Origin of the sequence: Pseudoxanthomonas dokdonensis (assembly GCF_001431405.1) — a bacterium.
In the GTDB taxonomy this organism is placed as follows: domain Bacteria; phylum Pseudomonadota; class Gammaproteobacteria; order Xanthomonadales; family Xanthomonadaceae; genus Pseudoxanthomonas_A; species Pseudoxanthomonas_A dokdonensis.
In genome coordinates, this window is sequence record NZ_LDJL01000001.1 from 35,080 (window position 1) to 56,327 (window position 21,248).

A 21,248-nucleotide genomic window follows, 5' to 3' on the forward strand; every position below is an offset into this window, starting at 1 on the left:
CTGCACGTGCGCGGATCGGGCTGGCAAGGGTAACGCGTGTGCGTTCGAGCGGCACCCCGCAGCGTGCGTCACCCAAGCGCTAGGCTGGTAGCGATGGTCCCTTCAGCTCGATGGTGTTGCCATCGGGATCCCTGAAATACAGCGACAGGCCGTCGCCTTCGGCACCGAAGTTGGCGCTGGCCGGCCCCCGCGTGCTCACCCCGCAGGCATCCAGATGCCGCAGCAACGAGGCTTCATCGAACGGCCCGATGCGCAGGCACAGATGATCGACATTGCGCGCCTCGCTGCCGGCAGCGGCGCCACCGGCACTGCCAAGCGGACCATCGACACTGATGAGGTCGATCATCGAGGTACCGGCCCGCAGGTGCAGCAGTTCCAGGTCATCGCGACGGCGCACGACATCACAGCCGAGCACCTGTGCGTACCAGGCCTGGCTGCGTTCCAGATCGGCTACCCGCAGCACCACGTGGTCAATCCGCTGCACGGCAAACGGACGCGTCACCGGCACGTTCACGCAGCTGGCAGCGCCGATGGCATTGCCGGTGCCGGCTCCATCTGTTGCCTGCGCGCGTCGCGATCGCCTTCCATCCGCGCCAGCCGCAACTGGAACAACACCTTGGTCACCAGCAAGCGCTCTTCGATCGGTTTCAGCACCAGATCGTTGGCACCGGCCTGCAACAGCTCGGACTGATTGTCGCGGTTGCTGTCGCCGGTCATGACCAGAATCGGCAGGCGCCGCTTGCCGTAGGCGAAGTCGATGCGGATCCGTTGCACGATGTCGCGGCCACTGAGTTCGCCTTTCAGGGTGACGTCGGTCAGCACCAGATCGAAGCGATGGGTGGACAGGCCCAGCGATTCAGCGGTCAAAAGAGCGAACGCATCTTCGGCCCGAAGTACATGGATCACGTTGAGATCCTGGCGCTCCAGCATCCGCTTGGTGGTTTCGGCGACCACCCGGCTGTCTTCGACGTAGAGGATGGTGGCACCGGCCATCGGCTCGGGCTGCACGTAGCCACGGATGAATGCGGCGAGCGCATCGTGGCCGAGCGACTTGTCGAAGTAGTCGGTGACGAACTCGGTGAAGCGGCGCTCTTCCAGATGCTGCTGCGCGTCGCCGGACACCACGATCACCGGCACATAGGCCTGACCGGCTTTTTCGCGCACGGCGCGCGCGATTTCCAGACCGTCGCCATCGGGCAGCGCCAGCGCGGTGGTGACCAGATGGACCTCGCCGCTCTGCAGGGCAACGCGCGCTTCGGCAATGCTGGCGCAGCCGAGTACTTCGATACCCGGCACCTCGCTGCTGAGCACGTCGGCAATCAGTTTGCGGACCAGCTTGGATCCATCGACCACCATTACCCGCGGTGCGTCGCTGATGAGATGCCGGAGGGTCTGCGCCATAGGAATCTGAAGAATGAGTCGGGTCAGGTCTGGGTGGGTCGAGTCTGACGCAAGAAGTGGCCGGTCACCAGCCACGCCCCCAGCCAGCCGATGACCGTGGCCCCCGCCAGCACCGCCAGCGCCCGCAGCGGGTCCAGGCCAGCCAGTACGAAACCACTGCCATAGCTCTGGGTCAAGCGGGCCAGCGGCGCCTGCAGCGCCAGCCCGGCCAGTGCCAGCAGGCCCAGCGCCACGGCCCCGGCGACCAGACCATACCACGCGCCCAGATAGATGAAGGGGCGGCGGATGAAGCCGTCATGCGCGCCCAACAGCTGCAGCACGCCGATTTCCTCGCGCCGCGACTGGATGTCCAGGCGCACGGTGTTGCCGACCACCAGCAACGCGCCAAGGCCGAACAGCGCCGACAGCACCCAGACCACGCGCTCGCCAAACCCCAGCCAGCCGTCAAGGCGCTTGCGCCACAGCGCGTCGTGTTGCAGCAGGTCGGTTTCCGGCAGCCGCTGCAGGGCATCAAGCAGGCTGCGGTCATCGCCATGCGGGCGGATGATCAACAGGCTCGGCAGCGGATTGCGATCCAGCGCATCGAGACTGTCGCCCAGGCCACTGCGTTCACGGAACTCCTGCAGGCCCTGCGCCGGTGTCCGCAGCTCGACCCCGGCGACGTCGTTGCGGCCTTGCAGCTGCGCCCCGATCGCCTGCGCACGTTCGACGCTGACGTCGGTTTTCAGGAACAGCGAAATCTCGCGCGACTGCTCGACGTTGCCGGCGAAGTGTTCGACATTGGCCAGCACCAGCCACAGCCCTAGCGGCAGCACGAACGCCACCGCCATCACCCCGATGGTCAGCAGCGTGGCCCACGGTCGGCGCAGCAGGCGGCCAAGGCTGGAAACAAAACTGTACAGATGCTGGTCCAGCCAGATGCCGGAACCGGAACGTGGCCGCGCTGCGGCGTTGCTGGCTTCGCGGTTCATTCGGCCAGATCCGCGGGGGAAATGTCGTCGAGCAGTTTGCCGTGGTCCAGGATCAGCACGCGCTTCTTCATCCGTTTCAGCAATGGCAGATCATGGCTGACCACCAGCACGCTGGTGCCGCGTTCGGGCATCGACGCGAACAGGGACATGATTTCCGCCGCCAGGGTGGGGTCGAGGTTGCCGGTCGGTTCGTCGGCGACCAGCAAGCGCGGTTCGCTGACAATCGCCCGTGCGATGCCGACCCGCTGCTGCTCGCCGGCGGACAGCTGGGTTGGCAGTGCGTTCTCGCGGTGGCCCAGTCCCAGCCGGGCCAGCACTTCGCGCACCCGCTTGTTGATGTCGCCACGGCGATCGCCGCGCAGGATCAATGGCAGCGAGACGTTCTCGGCCACGCTGCGATCGGTCAGCAAGCGGTGGTCCTGGTAGACCGCGCCGACATCGCGCCGGTGGTTGGCAATGCGGCCGCCACGCACCTTCAGCAGGTTGCGCCCGGCAAACACCACTGCGCCACGACTGGGGCGTTCGCTGAGGTGGATGAGTTTCAGCAGCGTGCTTTTGCCAGCGCCGGAGTGACCGGTGACGAACAGCATTTCGCCTTCGGCGACGTCGAAGCTGACATCGCTGAGGGCTTCGTGGCCGCCGGGGTATTGCTTGCTGACGTTTTCAAATCGCAGGACGCTCATGGGCTGCGATTATGCAGGTGTTTGCCGGGCGAGCACAGGGCGCCGCCGGCAACCCTGCCGCTGCATGGCAACGGCGAGCGTGGCGTCATCGATTGCCCAACAGGCCCGGAACGGATCCGGGCCGTGCCGCACTCAACCGCCAACCAGCGACTTGAGTCGACGTCCCAGCCGTCCCAGGAACGAGCCCGAACCATCGCTCTTGGCGGCGGGGGCTGGCTTGGCAGCGGCCTTCTTCTGCGCCGGCACGTGCTTGGTCTGCACCGGTTGCGCTGCTGCTTTGGCGTTGTTGTCGGTTGCGTTGGCGTTACCGCCTTCGACCGGTCGGCCGTGGCGACGACGACGACGCTTGCGCGGCGCGCGCTCGCCTTCAGTGGCCGGCGCACCGGTGCTGGCGGCCGGCGCCTGGGCCTGGGCAGCAACCGCGTGCCCGGCGCTGGCATCGGCGTCGGTGCTGGCGCTACGTGGTGGACGCGGCTTGCGCGGTTTGCCGTCCTTGCCTTCAGCGCTGCGACCTGCGCCACCACTGCGGCTGCGGCCACCGGCGGGTTTGCCACGGCCGCCACCACGCCGCTGTTCGTCGGCGGCGCGCTGCTCGCGGGCTTCCTTGAAGATGGCGCCGACGCTTTCTTCCTCGTCGCCTTCCACGGCGGCCCGTTGCGGGCGCGGCAACGACGTCAGCAGTTCAGCGGTCACCGGTTCGACCGGGATCTTCTGATCGATATAGGCTTCGATGTCAGGCAGGCCCTGCGCGTAGATTTCGCAGGCAAAGCTGATCGCATCGCCCTCGGCGCCCAAGCGGGCGGTGCGGCCAATGCGGTGCACATAGTCTTCGGCGTCAAACGGCAGGTCGAAATTGTAGACGTGGCTGATGCCGTCGATATGCAGGCCGCGCGCGGCCACGTCGGTGGCGACCAGGATTTCCAGCTGGCCCTTCTGGAAGCGGTTGAGCAGGCTCTCGCGCTTTTTCTGCGGCACGTCGCCGGATAGCACGCCGACCCGGTAACCGTTCTTCTCCAGGGTGCGGGCGACCCGCTCGACCCAGGCCTTGGTGTTGACGAAGACCATGGTGCGGGCGCCTTCGCTGCGCGACAGCAGGCCCAGCAGCAATGGCAGCTTTTCTTCGTTGGCCGGGAAATACATCCGCTGGCGGACACGGTCGGCGGTAATCGAATCGGTTTCGACCACCAGCTTTTCCGGCTCGTTCATGTGTTCGTAGGCCAGTTCCAGCACGCGATGGCTGAGGGTGGCGCTGAACAGCAGGGTCTGGCGGGTGGTGCGCTCGGGCATCCGCCGCAACAGGAAACGGATGTCCTTGATGAAGCCCAGGTCGAACATGCGGTCGGCTTCGTCCAGCACGCACACCTCGCAGGCGTGCAGGCTGACCACCTTGTGCTGCTTGACGTAATCGATCAGGCGGCCGGGGGTGGCGATGATGACGTCGACGCCTTCCTGCAGCAGCGCCCGCTGCTTGTCGTAATCAACGCCGCCGTAGACCAGCGCGAAGCGCAGCCCCACTTCAGCGCCGAACTTGACCGCATCCTTGTGAATCTGGATGGCCAGCTCGCGGGTCGGCGCCAGGATCAGCGCACGCGGGTCTTCGGGCTTGCGGTCGGCCAGCGCCGGACGGGTCAGCAGCCGGTTCATGACCGCGACCAGAAACGCCAGGGTCTTGCCGGTGCCGGTCTGGGCCTGGCCGGCCACATCGCCTCCGGGCAGGGCCACCGGCAGGGTCAACGCCTGGATCGGCGTGCAGCGGGTGAAGCCGGCTGCTTCCAGGCCGGACAGCAGGGCCGGATGCAGGTCGAAGGATGAAAATGCTACGTCGGTTAAGGGTTTATCGCTCATGCTTTCTTCTTTGCGGCGCAGCCAGGTGGCGTGCACCTGTGCGCGTGAAATTGCGGGGGGATCTGCTTGCATCGCTTCGGTCGGCGTCGCACACTGCATCCCACATGCCGGGTCGCGCGGCCCTTGATTTCGCCACGCAACGCCCCAGTTTACCGCAATAGTGCCGGCCAGCCCGGCCAAATCCGTCCGCAGTGCCTGCGGACCCTGCAGGAGACCCCAGTGAGCGATAAAGTAACCCACGTCGGCGACGCCGATTTCGACGCCGCCGTTTTGCAGTCCGATCAGCCCGTGCTGGTGGACTTCTGGGCCGAATGGTGCGGCCCGTGCAAGATGATTGCCCCGGTCCTGGACGAGCTGGCCGACGCCTACGACGGCAAGGTCAAGATCGTCAAACTGAACGTGGACGACAACCGCGCCACCGCCATCAAGTACCACGTGCGCTCGATTCCGATGCTGCTGCTGTTCAAGGACGGCCAGATCCAGGGCACCCAGATCGGTGCCGTCGGCAAGGGTCAGCTGACCCAGATGATCGACAAGGGCCTGGGCGCGCAGAGCGCCTGAGCCGCCGGCCGGCCGGCCGGGCCGGCTGAATCTGCTGCAACACCCACCGCGCGGCGCTTGCCGTCGTCGCGGTGACAGTGATAGTGTCATTGCATCCGGCGCGATTCAGGGCGCCGCACCCCTTCTGAGAACCCACTCTCCCAGCCATCGCCCGCAGCTTTGCAGGCGCTCGCCCCTTAGCGAGGAATCGCAACTTGTCCGACAGTACCAACGAAACCGGCGCCCCAGCCGAGAAGCGCGTGCGCAAGCCACGTGCCACCAAGGCCACCAGCAAGACCGCTGCCAAGACCACTACCGCCACTGACGCCGCCAGCGATGCGCCGGCCGCGCCGAAGTCCGGCGCCAGCGACAACCACGACACCCCTGCCACGACCAGCGCGCCCAAGCCGGCGCCGGCGGCAGCCGAGTCCGCGCCCGCGAGCAGCGCCGCGCCAGCCCAGAATGCGACGGCCGAATCCGGCTCCGGTTCCGGCCAGGGCGACAACGGCGGCGACCAGGGCGGCAGGCAGCAGGATGGCGACGGCCAGGGCCAGCGCTTCAACGGCAACAACAACAACCGCCGCGACCGGTTCCGCAATCGCCGCGACCGCAACCGCGACCGCCAGGGTGGCGGTGGTGGCCAGAACGACGGCCTGCCCAGCGACAACAATGACAACCAGCCGCCGCGCACTCCGCCCAGCGTGCCGGAAGGCTTTCCGCAGTACTCGCTCAGCGATCTGAAGAAGATGCCGGCGCACAAGCTGCTGGAAATCTCCGAGCAGCTCAACATCCACGAAGGCGTCGCCCGTGCCCGCAAGCAGGACGTGATCTTTGCGGTGCTGAAGGTGCTGACCCGCCATGGCGAAGGCGTCGCCGCCGACGGCGTGCTGGAAATCCTGCCAGACGGTTTCGGTTTCCTGCGCGCGCTGGAAGCCAGCTACCTGGCCGGCCCGGACGATGTCTACATCAGCCCCAGCCAGATCCGCCGCTTCAACCTGCGCACCGGCGATCACCTGTCCGGCCGCATCCGCTGGCCGAAGGACGGCGAGCGCTATTTCGCCCTGTCGATGGTCGACACCATCAATGGCGAACCGCTGGAAGCCAGCAAGAACAAGGTGCTGTTCGAGAACCTGACCCCGTTGTTCCCGCGTCGTCGTTTCACCCTGGAACGCGGCAACGGCTCCAGCGAAGACATCGCCGGCCGCATCCTCGACCTGATGGCGCCGCAGGGCAAGGGCCAGCGCGCCTTGATCGTCAGCCCGCCGAAGGCCGGCAAGACCATCATGATGCAGCAGATTGCCACTGCCATCACCACCAACCACCCGGACGTACACTTGATCGTGCTGCTGGTCGACGAGCGTCCGGAAGAAGTGACCGAAATGCAGCGCACGGTGCGCGGCGAAGTGGTCAGCTCGACCTTCGACGAACCGGCCGCGCGCCACGTGCAGGTCGCGGAAATGGTGATCGAGCGGGCCAAGCGCCTGGTCGAGCACAAGAAGGACGTGGTGATCATGCTCGACTCGATCACCCGCCTGGCCCGCGCCTATAACAACGTGGTGCCGAGCTCGGGCAAGGTCCTGACCGGTGGTGTCGATGCCAATGCACTGCATCGCCCGAAGCGCTTTTTCGGCGCCGCTCGCAACGTCGAGGAAGGTGGCAGCCTGACCATCATCGCCACCGCGCTGGTCGAAACCGGCAGCAAGATGGATGAAGTGATCTACGAAGAGTTCAAGGGCACCGGCAACAGCGAAGTGCATTTGAACCGTCGCATCACCGAAAAGCGCGTCTACCCGGCCATCGACATCAACCGCTCCGGCACCCGCCGCGAGGACTTGTTGATCGAACCGGAACTGCTGCAGAAGATCTGGATCCTGCGCAAGCTGCTGCACCCGATGGACGAAATCGCGGCGATGGAGTTCCTGTTGGACAAGATGAAGAACACCAAGTCCAACGACGAATTCTTCAGCTCGATGAAACGCTGAGGTCAGTCGCCAGCAAACAGAAAGCCCCGCGATTGCGGGGCTTTTTCATGCTGGCGCACTACGACGTCAACGCCGCTGCATCAACCCGCCGTCACCGGCACTGGAAATCGTCGACGCCGACCGGCGCGCAGCCATCGCCCCAGCGACCGCTCTGGCGCCAGTAATCCACCACCCCGGCCTGGCGCAGCAAGCGCTTGAAATCCGGATGCGCCCGCAACCCGGAATACGGCGCGTTCCAGAACGCGACGTAGGGATATTGCGCCATGCCGCCGCTTTCGAACCCGTCCTGGGCCTGCAGGTAGCGGCGTAAACCGACAACCGCCAACTCTGTGTCACCCAGTGCGTCGGCAACGTTGAACGCTACGTAGACCGAATAAGCGTCAGCATCGGCAATCGGTTGTTCCAGCTCATGACGCACGCGTGCCAGCATGGCCTCGGGCCGGTCCAGCAGGTTGCCCAGTTCGCGGAAAAAGGGGGTGTCCAATGCCTGGTTCTGCTTGATCAGGCGCCGATGCAGTTGCCTCAATTCGGCCACGCCACCAGGCCGTTGTGACGCCAACTGGCGGAAGAAGGCAAGATAGTCCGGCTCGGCCTGGCTGCCTTCAAGTTGCCGCCCACGTTGATACTCCGCTTCGGCATCCTGATAGCGGCGGGCGGCGGTGTAGTCATATTGCAGGTCGCGTGACAGGAACAGCGCCATCGGCTCGACCGCGCGCGCCTGTTCGACCAGGCTGATGGTGTCCTGCAGATGGCCGACCGCATAAATCATGTAGGCGTAGTCCCAGATGCGCTCCTTGCTCGGCGGCCCGCCATCGACCACCTGCTTGGCCAGGGTGATGGCTTCGGCGCGCTTGCCGGCACGCCACAAGGCGTTGGCGCGATCACGTTTGGCGATCCAGCTGTCCGGGGACAGCGTCGCGATATCGGCGCGCACCTGCAAGGCTTCGCTACGCAAGCTCGCCGCCTGTGGATCACCCAGTTCATTGGCCAGCGCGTTGAGCGAGACCGCCAGCGCGTCACGGCACAGCACGCAATGCGGATCCAATGCCACCATCTCGCGGGCCAGCTGCAGTCTTTCGCGGTCGTGCTGGAAATCGAACAGTTCGCGCATGCCGATGCCGCGCCAGCGCAGGAAGCGCTCGTACGCTTCGACGTTGGTGCTGCCGCCTTGCTGGCGATTGAAGCGGGCCACGTCCAGCTTGACGCTCAGTGCCTGCGCAACCTGGCGGGAGATCTCTTCCTGGACCGCGAATACATCGCGCAGCTCGCGGGCATAGATCTGCGACCACAGCTGGCTGCCATCGTCAGCACGGACGAGCTGCGCAGCGACCCGCAGGTGCCCGCCATCGCGGCGTACGCTGCCTTTGAGCAGGTAAGCGACCCCCAGTTTCCGGCCGATGCCGGGCACATCCTCATGCCGGTCGCGGAAGGAAAAGCTGGAGGCACGCCCGACCACCCGCAGGCCCGGCGCCTGCGCCAGCTGGTTGAGGATCTCCTCGGCCAGTCCGTCGGCCAGATAGCCCTGGTCGCGGCGGCGCGAAAGGTCCGCGAACGGCAGCACTGCCAGCGAAGGCACGGCTGCCGGGACGTTCGACGAGTGCGAAGCAATGCTGTCTGCGCCAGGCTGGCGGGTAAAGAGGCCGGCCACTGCCAGCAGCAGAATGGCTGCCAGCGCAGCCAGCCAGCGCCAGCGTGGTCCTGTATCCGGCAAAGCCGTCACCGCTCGCGGGTCGCTGTACTCAGCCGCGCCGGTATCCGCTGCGATGTCCGGATCCGGGGCAGTCACTTCGGTCGCGGGCAAATCGAAGCGATAACCGACCCCATAGATTGTCCGCAGCAGGCGCGGGTGCGTTGCGTCTTCGCCCAGCGCCTGCCGGAGCAGGCTCATGATCCGGTTCAAGACGCTCTGGGTGACATGCCGATGGCCCCAGATCCGGTCCAGGATCTGCTCGCGGGTGAACACCTGCCCGGGCGAGCCGGCCAGCAACGCCAGCACCGCGAACGCCTTCGGCTCCAACGCCTGCACCGCACCATCACGCAGCAAGCGCTGGCCAGCAAAGTCGATGACCACATCGTCGAAGGCGAGTCTGGACGCAGCAGGTGGCGACACCTCTCCTCCGGCGCAACGGGGCCGGCAAAAGTATAGGCACAAAGCGCGCCGCGACGCCGCGCTTCGCCGGACGCGACTGCTGTTGGATGTCACTGCCCGGCCATGGGCATCCCTGCGACTTTCCTGCGACTGGCCTGAGGACTTGCCACTGCGGCGGTGCCAGGCTGCCGGTCGCCAGCCCTACGGAGCAGTGCCATGTCCAAGCAGCAAAAAGCGCGCCTGCCAGCAGCGACCGGGGCGCCGGTATTCGAAGATGTGGTTATTCATTGGCTGGGGCGTTTCCTGCGTCTGGCGACCTGGCTTGGACTGGCTGGCTTCGGCCTGTACATCGCCTTGCGCGCCACTGGCCGGACGCCTGCCAATTTCAGTCAATGGCGTGCACTGATCGAGCGGCTGCCGATGCATACCGCATCGGAGTGGATCGCCAACATCGGCATCGGCGTCCATTTCCTGGCGGGCATGATCCTGGTACTGGCCTGGCCGATCCTGTTCTCAGCCCGCATCCGCGCCGAGCATCGGCTCGTCCACCGCTGGACCGGTCGCGTCTATGTCAGCGCGGCGCTGCTGGCCGGCGGTGGCGGCCTGTCGTTCATCCTTGGCCATGGCGCCTATGTCCCGGCCGCATCGGTTGCCTTCGGCATCTGGGGCGCGCTGATGATGTCGAGTGCGGTGATGGCATTCGTGCACGCGCGCGCTAGACGTTTCAGCCAGCACCGGGCCTGGGCCATCCGCCTGTTCGCGCTGGTGCTGGGCTCGTGGCTGTTCGATCTGGAGTTCAGGGCCTGGAAGGATCTTGCCGGCGGGGTCGGGATTGGCAGCGGCGACACGATGGGGCCGTTCGACCATGCCATCCTGTATCTGTTCTTCGTCCCCAATCTGCTGGTCGCCGAATGCTGCATCCGCAACCTGCACCGGCCCAGCCGTTGGCCAGCGGCCTTCAGATGGCCGGCCCGGCTGCTGCTTGCCGCCGCCGCGCTCGTATTCGCCTACGCAATCATCGTGGTCAGTGCCACCCAGGGCGGCAAATACGGCAAACATCTGCTGTCGTTGTTTGCCGGCTGATCCAGTGCCGCCTGCCGGCACTGGACGGCGCTGCATGCACCGCCCGATGAGTCACCCGGCGACGTGTGTCTGGCACGGGACACGATGCAGTTAAAAAAAGCCCCGCGATTGCGGGGCCTTTTTGCATTATGCGTGAGCGGTCATCGCCTCAGCCGTTGTCGACCGCCGCCCTCCGCAACTTGAGCGTCCCCGTCCGTCTTGATCATGACGCGACATAAACTACTGGTCACCAGGCTGCAATTCACTCAGCAGGCGCAGGCCGCCTTGATCTTGCATGTAAATACCATTTGATGCCAACGCATCCGGTGAAAAGCCCTCATGACGATGCTGCTCTGGCCATGGATTTTCGGCGCGCGGACCCGGAACATAGGAAACCCAGCCGTCCGCATCTTCATCATCCCCCCACATTGCGAATTCAATAGGGACTCTGGCCACACGATAATCCATCTCGGAATCGTCCATGTCGGCAGGCATGAGAAACCGCCATTTCCTCGCGGCAGCGATTGCATTGCGGGCAAAGAGCTCGCGCCATTGCTGCATCTGCTTCTCACTGTTCGCCAATGCCCTCAAGTTGACCTGCTCCGCAATCACATCCTGGACCTGACCGTCTTTGCCAATCTTGAGGAGCAGATAAGTAGTGGCTCTTGCTCCTGCCATTGCCATTTGCCCTGGATAGACTGGGGGCTTGAGCTTTCCATCCGCACGAATATCTTCCTTTTCTTCAAGAACTGGCGGAAAACTGGCGCCAGCGATACGGACTTCATAGTTGTTCTTATCGTCAGCTTTCGCAACGACACGCAAGGACATCTGGTTGCGCAGGACTGTGTTGGGCCCGACGATTGCATTAGGCAACGCCGTAACATCGAACTTCCAGGCTCTGATACTCTTATCGAGAAAGCCCTGGACGCTTTGCGGAACTTTATCCAAGGAGTTCAAGTGATAGCTTTTCACCTCTCCCAACAAGTCCACATCAATAGTGCCTGTAAGCAGAATACTGGCTTCAATCTGCTTGATCAGATCAGACTTGCCTGCAGCGGAGGCATCAGCGGATCCACACAGAACCCACATCATCAAGAGCAAACCAGTCCATGCCTTGATCATCACATTCATCCATAAGTTCGTCCGAGGACCAGCGTTATAGCAGCAACATGACCGGCAGTCCTCACACTTTTGCCTTGCCATTGCAGTACATGGAGGCTCCCCCGCTTCGACCATGGCGACCAGCGGGTCACGCTGCATAGCGGCAGCCTAGAATTCACATTGTTATTCCTGGTCGCAGCGGTGAGCGAGGTGCCGGCTTTCGAGCGTTTTGTCTTGCGTGTGTACCGGTGTTGCCAGTGGTCATTGATGCTGCTTGCCGCCACCGCGCTCGTATTCGCCTACGCAATCATCGTGGTCAGTGCCACCCAGGGCGACAAGTACGGCAGACATCTGCTGTCGTTGTTTGCCGGCTGATCCAGTGCCGCCTGCCGGCACTGGACGGCGCTGCGTGCACCGCGCGCTGAGTCACCCGGCGACGTGTGTCTGGCACGAAACCCAATGCCGTAAAAAAAGCCCCGCGATTGCGGGGCCTTTTTGCATTATGCGTGAGCGGTCATCGCCTCAGCCGTTGTCGATCGCCGCGCTCTGCAACTTGAGTGTACCCGGTCCGTCCTGGTAGACCAGTCCGTCAACCAGCGCATCAGGCGAGAAGCCGGGTGAGAGACCTTCGATCGACCATTCGGTACTTTCGCGTGGTCCAGGCACGTAACCGATCCACTGGCCGTATGCCCGCGAGAGGCCCATCGAGTAACTGACCGGCACGCGCAGGACTTGGTAGCTGCCAGCCTGCTTGTCTTCGTCGGCGGTGATTTTCCAGCGGCGGGCGGCGTCGATGCTGGCGTCGGCAAACATCTTCCGCCACTTGCGCATCTGCTCATCACTACCCTTCACCTGCAGGTTGACCTGCTCGGCGATGACATCGAGCACCCGTCCGTCGCCATCGACCTTCATGACCAGATAGACGTCCGCCGAAACACCGGCACGTGCTGCCTCGACTGGATAACTCGGCGCAGTCATTCTGGTCCGTTTACGCTGCTTTTGCTTGACCGGATAGAAGTTGAATCCGGTCAGTGCTATCTGCACCGCACCATTGGCGGCCGGCTTGGCCACCAGTCGCAGGCTCATGTCGTTGACGACGATGGCATTGGCCGGCACTCCGGGGACAGGCTGGAACTTCCACTGGCGGATGTTCTCATCCAGAAAGCCCTTGACGCCGGGTGAAATCTTGTCGGCCTTGTCCAGTTGATAGTCAACCAGACTGCCGTCGGGGTTGACGGTAATCGAACCCGAAACCACCATCGCGGCTTCGGTGTCCACGGCCGGTGCCTGCGCCTGCACGACGCCCGCCCATGCAAACAACAACACGCATGCAAACCGAATAATCCTGCGCATCGATCCTCCCTGTAGGGTCACGCCGCTGGTCGCGGCCTGTCCCATCCTACCCCGCTGAATGAGAGTGAATCCACTTTGGGCCGGGCCCCCTCTTTCCTGTCGTGGTGCCAATATCGCCGTGGTCTGCCGTCATCGCCGGCTTCGGCCATAATGGCCAGCGAGGTGAATCATGCATAGCGGCGGTCTAGAAATCACATTGATATTCCTGCTGGCAGCGGTGGTCGCGGTGCCGGTGTTCAAGCGCTTTGGCCTGGGCGCGGTGCTGGCGTATCTGGTGGTCGGGGTGATGCTGGGTCCCTACGGTGCGCGCCTGGTCACCGATGCCGACCGGGTCCTGGGCGCGGCCGAAATCGGCGTGGTGATGATGCTGTTCGTCATCGGCCTGGAGTTGTCGCCGTCGCGGTTGCGGGTGATGCGCAAGCCGGTGTTCGGCGCCGGTGGCCTGCAGGTGTTGTTGAGCGGGCTGGCACTGGCCGCGCTGACCCTGCTGGCGGGGATGTCGTGGAAGGCGGCGCTGGTGATCGGACTGGGACTGGCCTTGTCTTCGACCGCGGTCGGTCTGCAGCTGCTGTCAGAACGCAAATCGCTGACCGCGCCGCATGGGCGGCTGGCATTCGCCATCCTGTTGTTCCAGGACGTGGCGGCGATTCCCTTGCTGGCTGCCATCCCCCTGCTCGCTGGCGCCACCGAGGGTGGCCCGCCGCTATGGGAGCTGGTGCTCAAAGCGGTGATCGCGATCGCCGCGCTGACCATCGGTGGCCGGCTGCTGCTGCGCCAGGTATTCCGTATTGTCGCCCGTTCGCAGATGCCGGAGGTGTTCACCGGTGCGGCCTTGCTGACGGTGCTGGGGTCGGCGTGGATCATGCAGGTGGCGGGATTGTCGGCCGGTCTTGGCGCGTTCCTGGCCGGGGTGCTGCTGGCCGACTCGGAATACCGGCACGAACTGGAATCGCAGATCGAGCCATTCAAGGGGCTGTTGCTGGGCCTGTTCTTCATGGCCGTGGGCATGAGCATCGATCTGCAGCGGGTGTTGTCCGAGCCGATGACCATCGCCGGTCTGGTGGCGATGCTGATGATCGTCAAGTTCGCGATCCTGTACCTGGTCGGCCGCCGTCCGGGCGGTCTGGACATCCGCGAATCATTGCGGCTGGGCGCGGTGCTGGCGCTGGGCGGCGAATTCGCCTTCGTGGTGTTTTCCGAAGCCAGTCGGGTCGGCGTGATCGACATGGTGGCGCGCGACCGGCTGGTGGCCGCGGTCGGTCTGTCGATGGCGCTGACCCCACTGCTGGTGATCGTCATTGCCCGCTGGGCCAGTGCGGGACCGAAGAGCCGCGAGACGCGCGAATATGACCCCTTGCCCGAGGATGGTCAGCCGAAAGTGCTGATTGCCGGCTTTGGCCGCTTCGGCCAGGTGGTCGCGCGCCTGCTGGCCAGCCAGAAGCTGCCGTTCATCGTCATCGAGCATGACATCGAGCAGCTGGATTTCTCGCGCCGGTTCGGCAACACCATCTACTACGGCGATCCGGCAAAACCGGACCTGCTGCGCTCGGCGGGCGCGGCGTATGTCGAGGTCTTCGTGATCGCGATCGACGACCCGGCCGAGTCACTGCGGGTCAGCGAGGTCATCCGTCATCTGTATCCGCAGGCAACCACCTTTGTACAGGCGCGTGACCGCCGGGTGGCGTGGGAGCTGATGGATCTGGGCGCCAAGCCGATCCGCGAAGTGTTCTATTCCAGCCTGCGCACGGGCGAGAAAGTGCTGCGGGCGCTTGGCGTCAACGAAGAAGCCGCGCATCGGATGGCCAAGCAGTTTGCCAGCCACGACGAGCGCCTGCTGATCGCGCAGCATGCCGTGCGCGATGACGAGGACGCCCTGCGGCAAAGCGCGGTCAGTGCGCGTCAGGAACTGGAAGAATTGCTCAATGCCGATGCCGGCGAAGGCCAGTTGGCGACGATTGCCTCGTCACGCCAGCCCGGCGAGGAATCGGCCAGTTGAAACGGCGCTGATGCGATCGGGCGTGCATCGGCACGCGCTTGGCGACGCGGCACCCGTCGGGTTGAAGCGGCGGTCTGCCATTGCTGCCGGCGGACCGCTGGCTCAGGGCTGATCGCGCAGGAAGCGTGCCATCGATGCGCCGGCACCGGGTGTCATCGGCATGAACTCGGCAGCCACGTCGACGAAGCCGCGCATGATCGCGATTTCGCGCGGGGTGCGGTTCAGCGCATCACGCAGGTCGGGATCAGCGCCTGCACGCAACAGCCGCTGCACCACCTTCACCAGGCCATGCAATGCGGCCAGATGCAGCGGGCCGAAGCCACGCGGATCCTGGCTTTCCAGCGACACGTCTTCGTCCAGCAGGTGCTCCAGGCCGGCCAGCACCACTTCTTCGTTGCAGGCCGTGCCCGGTTCGGCACGCGCACCCAGCAGCAGCAACAGCGGTGTCACCGAACCGGGCATGGCCAGACTTGAGCCCGCCGGGTCCGGCGCCGCGCCGGACAGCAGCAAGGTATCGAACAGCGCCAGCAGGCGCGCACGATCGCGTGCGGTGAAGCCATACAGCGCCGCGCAATGCAGCGGGCTCAATCCTTGTGCATCACCGGCGTGGACATCGGCACCGGCGGTGAGCAGGCGCGAGGCGATATCCGGCAGGCCAAGGGCGGCGGCCAGCATCAGCACGGTGACCCCGCCGGGCAACCGATGCTCGATGTCGGCACCGGCCTGCAACAGGGCATCGACGATGTCGGCCTGGCGCATGCTGACTGCCGCCGACAACGGCGTGGCGCCGGTGCCGGCGGCGTGTTGCGGATTGGCGCCGCGTTCGATCAACAGATCGACCACTTGCCGATGGCCGCCACCGGCCGCGCGTAACAGGGCGGTGCAGCCCTGCGCGTCGGGTGCGTCCACCGCAAAGCCCAGATCCAGCAGCCGGCGAACCGCATCGGCATCGCCCTGCATCGCCGCGGCCGGCAGATCCGCCTCGCGCAGCGCGCGCCTGGGCAGCGGCCAGCCACGCCAATCCAGCCAATCGGCCAGATCCCGCCGGCCACTGGCCAGCGCCACCCCGAGCGGGGTCTGCCCGTCAGCAGCGCGCGCGGTCGGGCTGGCGCCCTTGGCGATCAGTTGTTTCAGTGCCGGTTCGCGTTCCAGCGCGGCGGCCAGATGCAGGGCGGTCATGCCGTGGCTGTCGCGGGCTTCGCGATCGACGCCGATGTCCAGCAACCGGTCCAGCAACCGTGACCAGCCCAGCCGTACCGCCAGCGACAGGTTTGGATCGCCGTGCACGCCAGCGGCGGCGAACGGATCGGCACCGCGCTCGAGCAGTTCCAGTGCGAACTGCTCGAGCCCGCGATGGCCGACGTCGGCCTGGGCACAGGCACTGAGGAATCGCGCCAGGCCACCGGCGCCGGCCGGCGATACCGCATGGCGCAGGTAAACCTGTACCGCCGGCACCGCTTCGGCGCCACGCGACAGCAATGCGAACAAGGGCGTGTCGCCGACCGCATCGGTGGTTTCGGCTGCTGCCCCATGCCGCAGCAGCCACTCGACATGGCCGGGTACCAGCGCCAGGTCCGGTGCGTGCAGCAGATTGCCCAGGTCACGTGCGCTGCACAGGGCCAGCACCGACGCCAGCGAGGCATCGGCATTGCCGGCCTTGAGCGCTTCGCGCACCACCGCGATCGGCGCCCGGTCAGGCAATACCTGTTCGTCCTGCGCGGTCACCGCGCTGGGCAGCGGATAGGTCGGGTCCAGGGCGCTGACAATGCTCCAGCGGCCGGCGGCGGCGGCAATATCCACCGCGCGCTTGCCGTGGCTGTCGGCCTGGTCGGCATCGACGCCCCATTCCAGCAGTCGCCGCAACAGCGCCGGCGAGACCAGCTCGCCGCTGCAGGCCAGCCATGCAGCGTTGCGCTGTTCGGCATCGACCGCGGCGACGTCGGCATTCGCCTCGGCCAGTTTTTCCAGCACCGCGATGCGCCCGGCACGGGCCGCTTCCAGCCATGGCGTGCGACCTTCGGCATCGGCCACGTTGACCTCTGCACCGGCCGCCAGCAGGGCATCGACCACTTCGACGTTGCCGGCCTGCGCGGCCTGATGCAGCGCAGTGCGCTGGCGAGTATCGCGGGTGGCGACCCTGGCCTTGTGCTTGAGCAGCAGCAACACGCCTGCCGGGTCGTCCTCGTCGGTGGCCGCCGCAGCCAGCAATGCCGGCTGGCCGGCAGCGGGTTCGGGCTTGGCGCCGCGCTCCAGCAGGAACCTGGCCAAGCGCCAGTTGCCGGCGATGCAGGCAATCGCCAACGGCGACTGGCCCTCATGATTGAGTGCGTCGATGTCGGCGGCGGCATCGCGCAGCAGCGCCGCTACACCGGGATCGGAGCTGCGTGCGGCATGGTGCAGCGGGGTGTTGCCTTCGTTGTCGGCGACCCGCGGGTCGGCGCCGTTGGCCAGCAGCGTGGTCACCGCATCCGGGCGGCCATGCCAGCTGTCGCGGGTAGCGGCCAGCAAAGGTGTCAGCCCGGCATGGCTGTGGTTGAGGTCGACACCATGCGCAATCAGCGCACGCAGCAGGCGCAGATCCGGCAATACCGCCGCCAACACCCCCAGGCTGCGCTGATCACGCGAGCCCGGCGCCGGCAATGCATGGGCATCAGCGCCGGCATCGAGCAGTTCCAGCGCGCGTTCGACACGGCCGCCGCGGGCGGCCTCGAACAGGGCGTGGTCGAGATTGGGATGTTCTTCAACCGGCGCAGCCGTATCCGCGCTGGCGACTGGAGCCGGCATCTGCACCACCGGCAGGCCACGCGCGGCTACCACCCGCTGCAGGCCCCAGTGCAATGCCGGCGACAGCAGTACACCGGCCACCGCCAGTGTCCAGCGGTTGCTTTCGGCCAGCAGCCCCGGCCATGCCAGCAGCAGACCGATGCCGAGCTGGGTTGCGACCAGCGCCGCCACCCCCAGGCCTCGCCACGCATGGAAGTCACGTTCGGCCAGCAGCCGCCAGCGCGATGCCAGGGCCCCGCCTTCGCGTTCCAGTTCCTGCCACAAAGGCCAGGTCCGCCACAGTCCAATCAGCAGCAGGCCGATCACCGCGCTCAGTGCCATCGTCGCCGGCAGGCTGCCGCTGTCGCGCACCGCAGCCAGCGGCCACGCCAGCAGGGCGCCGGCAATGGCAAAGGCAGCAGTCCAGGCCAGCAGCAGACCGGGAATGTCCTGTTGCAGGCGCAACCGCGACGGTGCGCGGCGGGTGTCACGCTGCCACGACACCGCCAGCGCCCAGGCCGGCTGCGCTAGGCACACCATCACCGCGGCGACGATGCCGCCGAAACCGGCCAGCAGCCACAGCACGCTCGCCGTGGCCAATGCAATCGCGCTTGCCTTGCGCAGGGAAACGACGCGGTTGTCAGGCATCGGCGAGATCGCTGCCTTCGTGCACCGGTGGAAATTGCAGGTGATAGCCCTGCTGCGCCAGATTGTCGCGGACCACCGCTGCATCGACCCGGGCCAGCTTGCGCTCCGGGGTCAGGGCCACGTCCAGCACGAATTCGAGCCGGCCCAGCGAATCTCGCAGCGCGTCGGGCAGTGATTCGAAATCATCACGGCAGGCCAGGTAAACATAGGTGTCGGCTTTTCGCTGGCTCTTGTAGACGTAGGCTTGCATTTGGCCGGCAGCACCAGGGTTTAGGGGGACATGGAATTGTGGAGTAAATGACCGCCTCGTGAAACCCGCGCTGATTCAGTGATGTGTGTGAAGTGTTGAGTAGAGTCACGCTTGCCGTGACCAACGGCGCAGGCCAGGGCCGGCCGGCGGCTGCTACGCTTGCCGGTTCATGCAACCGACCGGACTTCCGATGCGCCACGTTTTGCCTGCATTGCTGCTGCCATTGACGCTGTTGGCCGCTGTGCCCAGCCTCGCCCAGGACACCACGCCGCTGACCATCGAGCAGGTGATGGCCGATCCGGACTGGATCGGGCCGCCAGTGGAGGACGCCTGGTGGGCATGGGATGGCCAGCAGGTGCAGTACGAAATCAAGCGCGATGCCAGCCTGGTCCGCGATACCTACCGGCAGCCGGTCGGCGGCGGCGCCCCGACCCTGGTCGATGCCGCCCAGCGCAGCCAGCTGGATGCGTCCCACCCGGTCTATGACCATGACCGCCAGCGGATGCTGTTCGTGCGCAACGGCGATGTGTTCCTGCGCGACCTGCGCAGCGGCAGCCTGACCCAGCTCAGCCGCAGCAATGAAACCGAAGCCGAGCCGCGCTTCAGCAGCAATGGCGGCGCCATCTGGCGGGTCGACAACCAGTGGTACCAGTGGTCGCAGGGCAGCGGCGTCAGCGAGGCCAGTGACCTGAAGGCGGAAAAGGACCCAGCCGATGCCGACAAGCCCGATGGCCTGCGCGCGCAGCAACTGCGGATGCTGTCCACCCTGGAAAAAGACAAGTCTCTGCGCGAGGCGGCCAAGCAGCAGGCCGAAGCCTGGCGCAAGGCCGACCCGACCCGGGCGCCCTTGCCGGCCTATCTGGGCGACAAGGTTGAAATCGTCGACAGCTCGCTGTCGCCGGATGGCCGCCATTTGCTGGTGGTCACCCAGGAAAAGGACGCCGATGCGGGCAAGGCCGGCAAGATGCCGCAGTACGTCACCGAATCCGGCTATGAGGAATTCAAGGAAGTCCGCACCCGCGTCGGCCACAATGCACCGGTCGCGCAGTCGCTGTGGCTGGTCGATGTTGCCAGCGGCACGGTCAGGGCACTGGATTTTTCCAGTCTGCCGGGCATCGACCAGGATCCGCTGGCCAAGCTGCGCAAGCAGGCTGGCCAGGAGGCGCTGAAGGGCAACCGCCCGGTGCGGATCGAGAACGACAGCACCGGCCAGGCGATGATCTGGTCCGACGACGGCCAGCAGGTGGCGGTGCAGATCCATTCCATCGACAACAAGGATCGCTGGATTGCCAGCGTCGATTTCGACAAGGCACGCCTGCAGCCACGCCACCGGCTGACCGATGCGGCCTGGATCAACTGGGGCTTCAACGAGTTCGGCTGGTTGCCCGACAACCGCACGCTGTGGCTGCTGTCGGAACAGGATGGCCATTCGCACTTCTATACCCAGCAGGGCAGCGGCAAGGCCCGCCAGCACACCTCGGGCAACTGGGAAGTGTCGGCGCCGGATATCAGCAGTGACGGCCGCAGCGCGTATTTCCTGTGCAACCGTGAGCGTCCGGCCGATTACGAAGTCTGCCAGCTCGACCTGGGCAGCGACCAGGTGCGTGAAGTCACCGCCCTGGACGGCGTTGAAAGCTTCAGCCTGTCGCCCGACGGCCGGCAGTTGCTGGTGCGCCATTCACGCGCCTATCTGCCCACCCAGATCAGCGTGGTCGGCATCGACGGCAGCGGTGCGCGCCAGTTGACCGATACCCGTACCGCCGCGTTCAAGTCGCGCGACTGGATCCAGCCGCAGATCGTGCAGGTGCCGTCCTCGCACGGTGCCGGCCATGTCTGGGCCAAGTATTACGGCCCGGCGCAATTGCAGCCGGGCAAGCAGTATCCGATCGTGATGTTCGTGCATGGTGCCGGTTACCTGCAGAACGTGCACATGCGCTATCCGGCTTATTTCCGTGAGCAGATGTTCCACAACCTGCTGGTGCAAAAGGGCTACATCGTGCTGGACATGGATTACCGCGGCAGCGAAGGCTACGGTCGCGACTGGCGCACGGCGATCTATCGCAACATGGGTCATCCGGAACTTGAGGATTACCTGGACGGGCTGGACTGGCTGGTCGCCAACAAGCAGGGCGACCGCGACCACGCCGGCATCTATGGCGGCAGCTACGGCGGCTTCATGACCTTCATGGCGCTGTTCCGCGAGCCGGGCGTGTTCAAGGCCGGTGCCGCGCTGCGTCCGGTCACCGACTGGACCCAGTACAACCACGAGTACACCAGCAACATCCTCAACACCCCCGACATCGATCCGGAGGCCTATCGCGTCTCCTCGCCCATCGAATATGCCGGCGGCCTGCAGGATCACCTGCTGATCGCGCACGGCATGGTCGATGACAATGTGTTCTTCAAGGACTCGGTGGTGCTGACCCAGAAGCTGATCGAGTTGCACAAGGACAATTGGGAAATCGCCCCCTATCCGCTGGAACCGCATGGCTTCACCCGCGCCGATTCCTGGCTGGACGAGTACAAGCGCATCCTCAAGCTGTTCGAAAGCAATCTGAAGTAAG

General features: G+C 65.4%; 15 protein-coding genes. 5 read left to right on the forward strand and 10 right to left on the reverse strand.

Annotated elements, in window-relative coordinates:
* Positions 1-79: 79 nt before the first annotated feature.
* From ABB29_RS00170 to rhlB, 5 genes are all read right to left on the reverse strand, one after another.
* Positions 80-502, reverse strand: coding sequence for a VOC family protein (locus ABB29_RS00170; protein WP_057656786.1), 423 nt, complete (start codon positions 500-502; stop codon positions 80-82).
* Positions 503-510: 8 nt separating this feature from the next.
* A complete protein-coding gene (locus ABB29_RS00175) occupies positions 511-1,401 on the reverse strand; it encodes a response regulator (protein WP_057656592.1) in 891 nt (296 codons plus the stop codon).
* A 23-nt stretch (positions 1,402-1,424) separates the two neighbouring features.
* Complete coding sequence (ftsX, locus tag ABB29_RS00180; protein ID WP_057656593.1) at positions 1,425-2,372, reverse strand: permease-like cell division protein FtsX; 948 nt, start codon at positions 2,370-2,372, stop codon at positions 1,425-1,427.
* A complete protein-coding gene (ftsE, locus tag ABB29_RS00185) occupies positions 2,369-3,055 on the reverse strand; it encodes a cell division ATP-binding protein FtsE (protein WP_057656594.1) in 687 nt (228 codons plus the stop codon). The genes ftsX and ftsE overlap by 4 nt, the downstream gene beginning before the upstream one ends.
* Before the next feature lie 132 nt (positions 3,056-3,187).
* On the reverse strand, positions 3,188-4,900 hold the full coding sequence (gene rhlB, locus ABB29_RS00190; protein ID WP_057656787.1) for an ATP-dependent RNA helicase RhlB: 1,713 nt from the start codon (positions 4,898-4,900) through the stop codon (positions 3,188-3,190).
* 219 nt (positions 4,901-5,119) lie between these two features.
* Here rhlB and trxA point away from each other — a divergent pair, with 219 nt between their 5' ends.
* Together trxA and rho are read left to right on the forward strand one after the other, a co-directional pair.
* Positions 5,120-5,461, forward strand: coding sequence for a thioredoxin TrxA (gene trxA, locus ABB29_RS00195; protein ID WP_057656788.1), 342 nt, complete (start codon positions 5,120-5,122; stop codon positions 5,459-5,461).
* Between the two features lie 194 nt (positions 5,462-5,655).
* Positions 5,656-7,422, forward strand: coding sequence for a transcription termination factor Rho (rho, locus tag ABB29_RS00200; protein ID WP_057656595.1), 1,767 nt, complete (start codon positions 5,656-5,658; stop codon positions 7,420-7,422).
* A 91-nt stretch (positions 7,423-7,513) separates the two neighbouring features.
* On the opposite strand, the gene ABB29_RS00205 is transcribed toward rho, so the two are convergent.
* Positions 7,514-9,532, reverse strand: coding sequence for a winged helix-turn-helix domain-containing protein (locus tag ABB29_RS00205; RefSeq protein WP_170185827.1), 2,019 nt, complete (start codon positions 9,530-9,532; stop codon positions 7,514-7,516).
* 195 nt (positions 9,533-9,727) lie between these two features.
* Here ABB29_RS00205 and ABB29_RS00210 point away from each other — a divergent pair, with 195 nt between their 5' ends.
* A complete protein-coding gene (locus ABB29_RS00210; protein WP_057656597.1) occupies positions 9,728-10,594 on the forward strand; it encodes a DUF2306 domain-containing protein in 867 nt (288 codons plus the stop codon).
* A 219-nt stretch (positions 10,595-10,813) separates the two neighbouring features.
* Here ABB29_RS00210 and ABB29_RS00215 read toward each other — a convergent pair whose 3' ends face one another.
* Complete coding sequence (locus ABB29_RS00215; RefSeq protein ID WP_057656598.1) at positions 10,814-11,695, reverse strand: energy transducer TonB; 882 nt, start codon at positions 11,693-11,695, stop codon at positions 10,814-10,816.
* 501 nt (positions 11,696-12,196) lie between these two features.
* Entirely contained in the window at positions 12,197-13,027 is an 831-nt protein-coding gene (locus ABB29_RS00220; RefSeq protein ID WP_157062420.1) for an energy transducer TonB, read from the reverse strand.
* Between the two features lie 169 nt (positions 13,028-13,196).
* Between ABB29_RS00220 and ABB29_RS00225 the strand changes: the two genes are divergently transcribed.
* Entirely contained in the window at positions 13,197-15,023 is a 1,827-nt protein-coding gene (locus ABB29_RS00225) for a monovalent cation:proton antiporter-2 (CPA2) family protein (protein WP_057656600.1), read from the forward strand.
* 102 nt (positions 15,024-15,125) lie between these two features.
* On the opposite strand, the gene ABB29_RS00230 is transcribed toward ABB29_RS00225, so the two are convergent.
* Together ABB29_RS00230 and ABB29_RS00235 are read right to left on the reverse strand one after the other, a co-directional pair.
* Complete coding sequence (locus ABB29_RS00230; RefSeq protein ID WP_057656601.1) at positions 15,126-18,434, reverse strand: ankyrin repeat domain-containing protein; 3,309 nt, start codon at positions 18,432-18,434, stop codon at positions 15,126-15,128.
* Entirely contained in the window at positions 18,427-18,684 is a 258-nt protein-coding gene (locus tag ABB29_RS00235; RefSeq protein WP_057656602.1) for a YcgL domain-containing protein, read from the reverse strand. The genes ABB29_RS00230 and ABB29_RS00235 overlap by 8 nt, the downstream gene beginning before the upstream one ends.
* A 202-nt stretch (positions 18,685-18,886) precedes the next feature.
* Here ABB29_RS00235 and ABB29_RS00240 point away from each other — a divergent pair, with 202 nt between their 5' ends.
* Positions 18,887-21,247, forward strand: coding sequence for an alpha/beta hydrolase family protein (locus ABB29_RS00240; protein ID WP_425414708.1), 2,361 nt, complete (start codon positions 18,887-18,889; stop codon positions 21,245-21,247).
* Position 21,248: the final 1 nt, after the last annotated feature.

Excerpts from the sequence above, each read along its gene's own strand:
- ABB29_RS00230 (WP_057656601.1), bottom strand. The coding sequence starts at position 18,434 with ATGCCTGACAACCGCGTCGTTTCCCTGCGCAAGGCAAGCGCGATTGCA.
- ftsE (WP_057656594.1), bottom strand. The coding sequence starts at position 3,055 with ATGAGCGTCCTGCGATTTGAAAACGTCAGCAAGCAATACCCCGGCGGC.
- ftsX (WP_057656593.1), bottom strand. The coding sequence starts at position 2,372 with ATGAACCGCGAAGCCAGCAACGCCGCAGCGCGGCCACGTTCCGGTTCC.
- ABB29_RS00175 (WP_057656592.1), bottom strand. The coding sequence starts at position 1,401 with ATGGCGCAGACCCTCCGGCATCTCATCAGCGACGCACCGCGGGTAATG.
- ABB29_RS00235 (WP_057656602.1), bottom strand. The coding sequence starts at position 18,684 with ATGCAAGCCTACGTCTACAAGAGCCAGCGAAAAGCCGACACCTATGTT.
- ABB29_RS00215 (WP_057656598.1), bottom strand. The coding sequence starts at position 11,695 with ATGATCAAGGCATGGACTGGTTTGCTCTTGATGATGTGGGTTCTGTGT.
- rhlB (WP_057656787.1), bottom strand. The coding sequence starts at position 4,900 with ATGAGCGATAAACCCTTAACCGACGTAGCATTTTCATCCTTCGACCTG.
- ABB29_RS00225 (WP_057656600.1), top strand. The coding sequence starts at position 13,197 with ATGCATAGCGGCGGTCTAGAAATCACATTGATATTCCTGCTGGCAGCG.
- ABB29_RS00220 (WP_157062420.1), bottom strand. The coding sequence starts at position 13,027 with ATGCGCAGGATTATTCGGTTTGCATGCGTGTTGTTGTTTGCATGGGCG.
- ABB29_RS00210 (WP_057656597.1), top strand. The coding sequence starts at position 9,728 with ATGTCCAAGCAGCAAAAAGCGCGCCTGCCAGCAGCGACCGGGGCGCCG.